Genomic DNA, 7,009 nt, shown 5'->3' with positions numbered 1-7,009 from the left:
CGAGCGCGTTGCCCACCGACATGCCCCAGCCCATCACGGCCGCGCCACAGGCGCGCTGCGTCGGCCGCAGCGAATCCGCGGCATAGCCCAGGGTGGCGATGCGCTGCGTGGCCGCGAGCGTGGCCAGCGCCAGGCTCGCGGCCAGCAGCGCCGCGACCTGCCGGCCGGGGTCGAGCAAGGCGGCCAATGCCGTGACCGCCGCGGCCAGGCCCTGCATCAGCAGAATCCACGAGCGCCGCCGGCCCAACCGCGTCAGCGGGTAGCGGTCCACCAGCGGCGCCCACAGGAAATTGACCGTGAAGGCAAAGAACACCAGGCCGAACAGCCCGATGACCGGCAACGGCGCGCCCTGCTGGCGCAGCACGGCCGGCACCGCCGCGTACAGGAAGGCAATGGCCAGGTACTGCTGGCAGGACAGCAGGGCGAGGACGGCGTAGCGCATGGCGGGCGGCGCGCTCAGTAGCGCATCGTCACGCCGGCGCCGATCACCCGGCCCTGGCCGATGGTGGTGGCCTCGGCGCCGGGACCGTAGTACAGGCCGATGTACTGGGGGCGCGCGTTCGACAGGTTCTGCCCGAACAGGTACAGGTCGTAGTGCGCGAACTCCAGCCCCAGCTTGGCGTTGACGATGGCGTAGCGGTCCAGATCGAAATGCGCGCCGACGTCCGCCTTGCGCGCGCCGACGAACTGATACTGGGCGGCCGCGAACAGGTTCGGCGCATCGGCGCTGTCCAGTCCCGGCACGCGGCCGCGGTACTGCAGCGTGACCGCCGCGTTCCAGCTTGGCACGCTCGGCACGCGGTTGCCGTCCCTGGCGCCCGACGAGGCGGCGACATCGGCCGAGACATTGCGCAGCACCGCATGGGTGTAGCCGAGGCTGCCCGCCAGCTCGAAGCCGCGGCCGATGGCGTAGCGCGTTTCCAGTTCGGCGCCGTAGCTGCGGGTATCGATGGACTTGGGCACGAAGGTGAACGAGGCCGAATCCATCGCCATCAGGTTCTCGTTCTTGACCGCGTTGTAGAACAGCGCGGCGTTCAGGCCGAGGCGATTGTCCAGCCACTGGTTCTTGCTGCCGACCTCGAAGGTCCAGGAGCTGGCGTCGGCGTAGGGCTGGTCCGGCTTGCCGGACACCGCGTTGTTGGTGAAGTTGGGAAAGCCGCCGCTCTTGGCGCCGCGCGCGGCGCTGGCGTAGATCACGTTGGCCGGCGTCAGGTCGTAGCTGAGCGATACGCGGCCGGTGACCAGGTTGTAGCCCAGGTCATCGGACTGGCCGAAGGCGGCGACGTTGCCGGCAAAGCCATTGTTGCGGTATTGCGCGTCGTAGCGCTTGTTGTCGCGGGTGTAGCGCAGGCCGCCGGTGAGTTTGAGGCGCGGATCGCCGAACAGCGGCGTGGTGGCTTCGCCGAACAGCGCGTAGCTGCGGGTGCGCTGGCGGTTGTCGCGCCAGCCGTTGGTGGCGGGAAAGAACGGCGACTGGTAGTAGCTGCGCAGCCGGTAGTCGTCCTGGTAGTAGTTCAGGCCGGCGACCCACGACACCGGCGCCTGCGGCAGGCTGGCCAGGCGCAATTCCTGGTGGAAGGTGTTCTGGTTTTCGTCGTAGGTGCTGAAGTCGGTGGCCGGCACGAAGGCGCTGGCGGGCAGGCCGAACACCTTGGAAAAGGTCAGGGCCTCGGAGTTGTTGCTGAGCGAGTCGTAGCCGTAGTGGTTGAGCGCGGTGACGGACGTGGCCACCACCTGGGCGAAGCGGCGCTCGGCGGTGAGCGCGATGCCGGCGGTCTTGCGTTCCGTGTGGCCCTCGGGATCCAGCGCCACCACGGGATAGCCGCTGGTGTGGCGCAGCACGAAATTGGATGGGGTGTTGCGGTCGCGCTGGGCATAGGCCGCCAGCGTCAGGGTGGTATCGGCATTGGGGCGCGCCACCAGCGTGCCGCGCACCGATGGGGTGGACACGTCGCCCACCTCGCGCCCGGCCAGGTTGCGCACCTCGCCGTCCTGGCCGCTGTAGCCGATCGCCAGCCGGCCGGACAGCTTGTCGGCCACGATCGGACCCGAGATCGAGGCCCAGCCCCGCCGGTACTGGCGGCTGCCGGCTTCCATGCCGGCCTCCATTTCCAGGGTGTCGGCGGGCTTGCGCGTGATGATGTCGATGGCGCCGGCCTGCGCGTTGCGGCCGAACAGCGTGCCTTGCGGGCCGCGCAGCACCTCGACGCGCTCCACGTCCAGCAATTGCTGGTCGGCGGCGAACAGGGGCTGCGGCACGCCGTCGACATAGGCCACCACCGAGGTGTCGTCGCTGCCCAGGGGTTGCGCCATCGTGCCGATGCCGCGGATCGAGAGATGGGTCGAGCGGCCATCGCCGAGCGCGGAGTAGCCGACGTTGGGCGTCATGCGCAGCACGCTTTCGACGTTGGCGGTGCGCAGGTCCTGCAATTCGCCGCCGTCGAAGACGCTGACGCTGACCGGCACATTGATGAGGTTTTCCAGGCGCTTGCGCGCGGTGACGTAGATGGGCGGCAGTTCGGCGGTGGCCGGCGTGACCGCGACCGGCGCGGAATCGGCGGCTGCGGCCGGGGCGGCGGCGGCCGCGCCCAGCAGCAGGGCCAGCGCGCTGGCAATCGGAGTCAGGGGGGCGATGCGGGGCAAGGGCAGGGGCAGGAAGGGCATTTCACTCTCAGGGTGACGACGTGGGCTGCCGCACGGGCGGCACCTGCGGCAATTCTGTGCCACCAATGAGAATTGATGTCATTCAAGTGCTATGCGCGCGGCCGCCGCTGCTATGCCCGCGGCCAATCGCGGGGGAGGCGCTAGCCGCGCGACGGCGCCGCGCCGAAGCGGCGGCGGTAGGCGGTGGTGAAATTGGTGGGATGCCGGTAGCCGGCATAGAACGCCGCCTGCTTGACGCTCCAGCCTTCGTGCAGCAGCCCGCGGCGGGCGCGTTCCAGGCGCACCTGCCGCAGATATTCAAAGACCGGCGCGCCGACCGCCAGCGGGAATTTCTGCTTGAGGGTGGTGATGCTGACGCCGGCGTCGCGCGCCAGGTCGGCCAGGCGGTGGGGGTGGCCGGGCTCGGCCAGCAGGCGATCGCGCACCCGCAGCATGCGCTGGCGATCCAGGGGATGCAGGCGCGCGTCTTCGGCGGCGGGCGCGTCGTCCAGGCTCTGCAGGCCGCGAGCCAGCATTTCCAGCGCGCAGCTTTCCAGGAACAGGCGCGAGACCGCGCCGCCAGGCCGGGCCGCCAGCATGTCGGCCGCCAGCGCCCGCAGGCGTTCCGGCGCCGGCAGCGGCCGCACCTGGGTGCGGTGCAGGCAGGCCTGCACCTGCTCGGCCAGCGCCGCGTCGCCCAGCGAGTCGGGCGTGACCTGCACCACCAGGCATCGGCTGCGCTGGCCGGCGCGCTGGATTTCGGTCATGCGGGCCGCGTCGCGCACCGCCAGCACCGCGGCATGGGCGGCGCCGCGCTGCGGCCGCGCGGCCGGGCCGTGACGCCAGTCGAGCGCGGGGCCGTCCAGCATCGCGTAGACCGTGAGCGAGCGGTTCAGATCGGCGCTGCGCACGTGGTTGCGGGTCGCGAGCAGGTCACTGGCGCACAGGCGCAGGCCGCTGGCGGTGGTCGCCATCTGGATGCGGCCCTGGGCCACGACGCGCTGTTCCGCGGGCGTGTCCGGGCGATGCGCGGCCTCGACGCGGCCGTCATAGCCCCAGTCTGACGCGATGTCTCCGAAGCGGCGTTCGGTGCAAGGGGTGGCGGGGCGAGAGGCGTGATGCATGGGATAACCGCTGGCGCCAGCGGTCCTTTTATGAATAGGAATCAATCGCAATATAGTGTCATCCGGAATTGGCGGCAAGGCGTAATGTCGCGTTACCGAGGGTTTCGGCTGGCGCCGGTTGCCCGCAATACAGTGGTACTCCTTCCGGAGATTCCATGCTGACCCAGCGAGACCGCGTATCCCATCCCTGGACCGACACGCTGGCGCGACTCGAAGACGAGCGCGTCATGCTGCAGCGGATTGCCGCGGGCATGCCGTTGGCCGAGGTGCTGGGGCACATGCTGCACGCCATCGAGGCGCAATCGAGTGTCGAGCTGCGCGCGTCGATCGCGCTGGTCGATGAGTCCGGCCGCTTCCTGCGGCACGGCGCGGCGCCCAGCCTGCCGGCTGGGTTCAATGCCGCCGTCGACCATGCGCCGATCGGGCCCCAAATGGCGTCCTGGGGCACGGCCGCGTACTCCGGTTGCCCGGTGTACGTCGAGGACATTGCCAGCCATCCGGCCTGGGAGCCCTGGCGCGCGCAGGCGTTGGCGCAGGGCTTGAGGGCCTGCTGGTCCACGCCCATCAAGGCGCCCGACGGGCGTCTGCTGGGGGTGTTCTCGAACTACTACCTGTCGCCTCGGGGGCCATCGGCCGACGATATCGACGCGATCGCGGTGGTGACGCGCAGCGCCGCCCTGGCCATCGAGCGGCACTTGACCGAGACCGCGTTGCGCCGCAGCGGCGAACGTTGGCGCGCCATGTTCGAGGGCATGCAGGAGGCGTTCTTCCTGAGCGAAGCGCTGCGCGACGCCGATGGCCGCATCGTCGACTTTCGCTTCATCGAGGTCAACCCGGCGTTCGAGCGGCAGAGCGGCATGAAAGAAGGCGATACGCTGGGCCACACGCTGCGCGAGATGGTGCCCGGCGTGCCCGACCAGATCCTGGACACCTTCGCCCGCGTGGTCGAGACGGGCGAGCCGGCGCAGTTCGAATTCGCGGTGCCGGCGCCCCGGCAGGCGTGGTACGAGGCGCGCGCGCGGCGGGAAGGCGACAACCAGATGATGGCGCTGTTCCTGGACGTCACCGCGCGCAAGATCGCCGAAGCGGAGTTGTGGGAAGGCCAGCATCGCAAGACGTTCGTGCTGGGGCTGGGCGACCGCATGCGCGAGTTGCAGCAACAGGCGGCGATCGAGCAATTGGCGTGCGAAAGCCTGGGCCAGCACCTGGCGTTGGCACTGGTGGCGGTGGTGGACTGGCGCGCCGAGGATGCCGGCGCGGTCGTGTCGACCTGTTGGCGGCCGCAGCCGGACAACGGCGCCGCGGCCGGGGCCGACCTGGAGCCGGAATTGCTCGCCCAGGCGCTTGAGGCATTGTCCTGCGGCCGCACCGCCCTCCTGGAACCATTGTTGGCGCAGGCCAACGGCACCATCCTGCCGTCCGCGATTGTTGTGCCGATGGCGCGGTGGGGCCGCCAGGGCGGTGCGCTGGTGGTGCGGCCGGCGCCCGGATCCCGGCTCAAGCGCGGCGATGTGGCCTGCATCGAGGAACTGGCCGAGCGCTTGTGCGGCGCGGTCGAGCGCTCGCAATATGCGCGCATGCTGGAACAACGGGTCGAGCACGCGATCGCCGAACGCGATCGCATCTGGCGCCTGTCGCCCGAGTTGCTGGCGGTGATCGACGCGCAGGGGCGCTATGCGAGCGTCAACCCCGCGGTACGGAAGATCCTGGGCTGGACCCAGGAGCAGTTCCTGGCCCTGGGACTACGCCAGCAGATCCATCCGGATGACTACGAAGCCACCCGCCAAGCGCTGGCGCAGGCGCGGCAGGCCGAGGCGACGCAGGGCGTGCGGCACCTGGAAAACCGCGTCCTCAAGCGCGATGGCAGCTACGCCTGGATCACCTGGAGCATGTCGTGGGCGCAGGACAGCCTGTATATGGCTGGCCGCGACGATACCGGCTTGAAGACCCAGGCCGAGATGCTGCTGGAAACGGAGAACGCGTTGCGCCAGGCGCAGAAGATGGAAGCGGTGGGCCGGCTCACGGGCGGCATCGCGCATGACTTCAACAACATGCTGCAGGGGATCACCGGGGCGCTTTACCTGATCCAGCGCAAGCTGGCCGCGGGGGTGCCGGAACAGGCCGTGCGCTTTGTCAGCGTGGCCATGGACTCGGCCAACCGCGCGGCCCATCTGACGCAGCGCCTGCTGACGTTTTCGCGGCGCCAGCCGATCGACCCGCAGCCCTTTGCGGTGGCGTCCACCTTGCAGTCGATGGCCGACCTGTTCCACCGTTATACCGGCGAAGGCGTGTCGCTGGTCTTCGATCTGCAGGCGGAACTGTGGCCGGTGCGCTGCGACCGAAACCAGTTCGAGAACGCGTTGCTGAACCTGGTGATCAATGCCTGCGACGCCATGCCGGACGGCGGCGTCTTGACGGTGTCCGCGCTCAACACGCGCCTGGACGCGGCGTTCCTGCGCCCGTATGGCGGGGTGCAGGCGGGCGCGTTCGTCGAAGTGCGGGTGCAGGACGTGGGTTGCGGCATGACGCCCGACGTGCTGGCCCATGCCTTCGATCCGTTCTTCACCACCAAACCGCTGGGCGAGGGCACCGGGCTCGGGTTGTCGATGATCTACGGCTTTGCCAAGCAGGCGGGCGGCGTGGTGACCCTGGACAGCGAGGTGGGAGCGGGCACATCGGTGAGCATTTTCCTGCCGCGGTACGACGGCGCGGCCGTGCCGGCGGCGGCGGCGCTGCCGACGACCGGGCCGCTGGCCGGCTCGGCGCGTCCCGCGCTGGTGCTGTTGGTGGAGGACGACGCCAACGTGCGGGAAATGGTGCATGAAAGCCTGGCCGAGCTGGGCCTGAGGGTGCTGACGGCGCAAGACGGGGACAGCGGCCTCGAACAATTGCGGGCCCATGCCGATATCGACCTGCTGGTGACCGACGTCGGCCTGCCCGGCCTGAATGGCCGCCAGTTGGCCGACGCGGCGCGTGCCGCGCATCCCGGCCTGAAGGTGTTGCTGATGACCGGCTACGCCGAGAGCGCGGCGCGCGGGTCGGGCTTTCTCGACAGTGGGATGGAGCTGATCGTCAAGCCCTTCGCCCTGGACGCGCTGGCCACGCGGGTGCGGCGGATGCTGGAAACGGGCGCCGCCGCGCCCGCTGCCCTGTCCGAAGCGGGGGGGGGGGCGGGAGGTCGCCGCGCCGGTGACGGCGGGCGCGCACGAACGGGTTGCAAAGACCGGTAAATATTGCCGGCG

General features: G+C 70.0%; 3 protein-coding genes and 1 pseudogene. 1 reads left to right on the top strand and 3 read right to left on the bottom strand.

Going from position 1 to position 7,009, the window contains the following annotated elements; all coding sequences use genetic code 11:
• From AOZ49_RS25245 to AOZ49_RS25235, 3 genes and pseudogenes are all read right to left on the bottom strand, one after another.
• Positions 1-442 (bottom strand): annotated as a pseudogene (locus tag AOZ49_RS25245) (hypothetical protein); the annotation flags it as partial.
• Positions 443-456: 14 nt separating this feature from the next.
• Complete coding sequence (locus tag AOZ49_RS25240; protein WP_054478431.1) at positions 457-2,664, bottom strand: TonB-dependent receptor; 2,208 nt, start codon at positions 2,662-2,664, stop codon at positions 457-459.
• Positions 2,665-2,804: 140 nt separating this feature from the next.
• A complete protein-coding gene (locus tag AOZ49_RS25235; protein ID WP_054434928.1) occupies positions 2,805-3,767 on the bottom strand; it encodes a helix-turn-helix transcriptional regulator in 963 nt (320 codons plus the stop codon).
• A 155-nt stretch (positions 3,768-3,922) separates the two neighbouring features.
• Between AOZ49_RS25235 and AOZ49_RS25230 the strand changes: the two genes are divergently transcribed.
• A complete protein-coding gene (locus AOZ49_RS25230; RefSeq protein WP_054478430.1) occupies positions 3,923-6,997 on the top strand; it encodes a PAS domain S-box protein in 3,075 nt (1,024 codons plus the stop codon).
• Positions 6,998-7,009: the final 12 nt, after the last annotated feature.

It is taken from the genome of Achromobacter sp. 2789STDY5608615 (assembly GCF_001298995.1).
GTDB lineage: Bacteria > Pseudomonadota > Gammaproteobacteria > Burkholderiales > Burkholderiaceae_B > Achromobacter > Achromobacter insuavis.
This window is presented reverse-complemented; position numbering and strand designations above follow the sequence as displayed.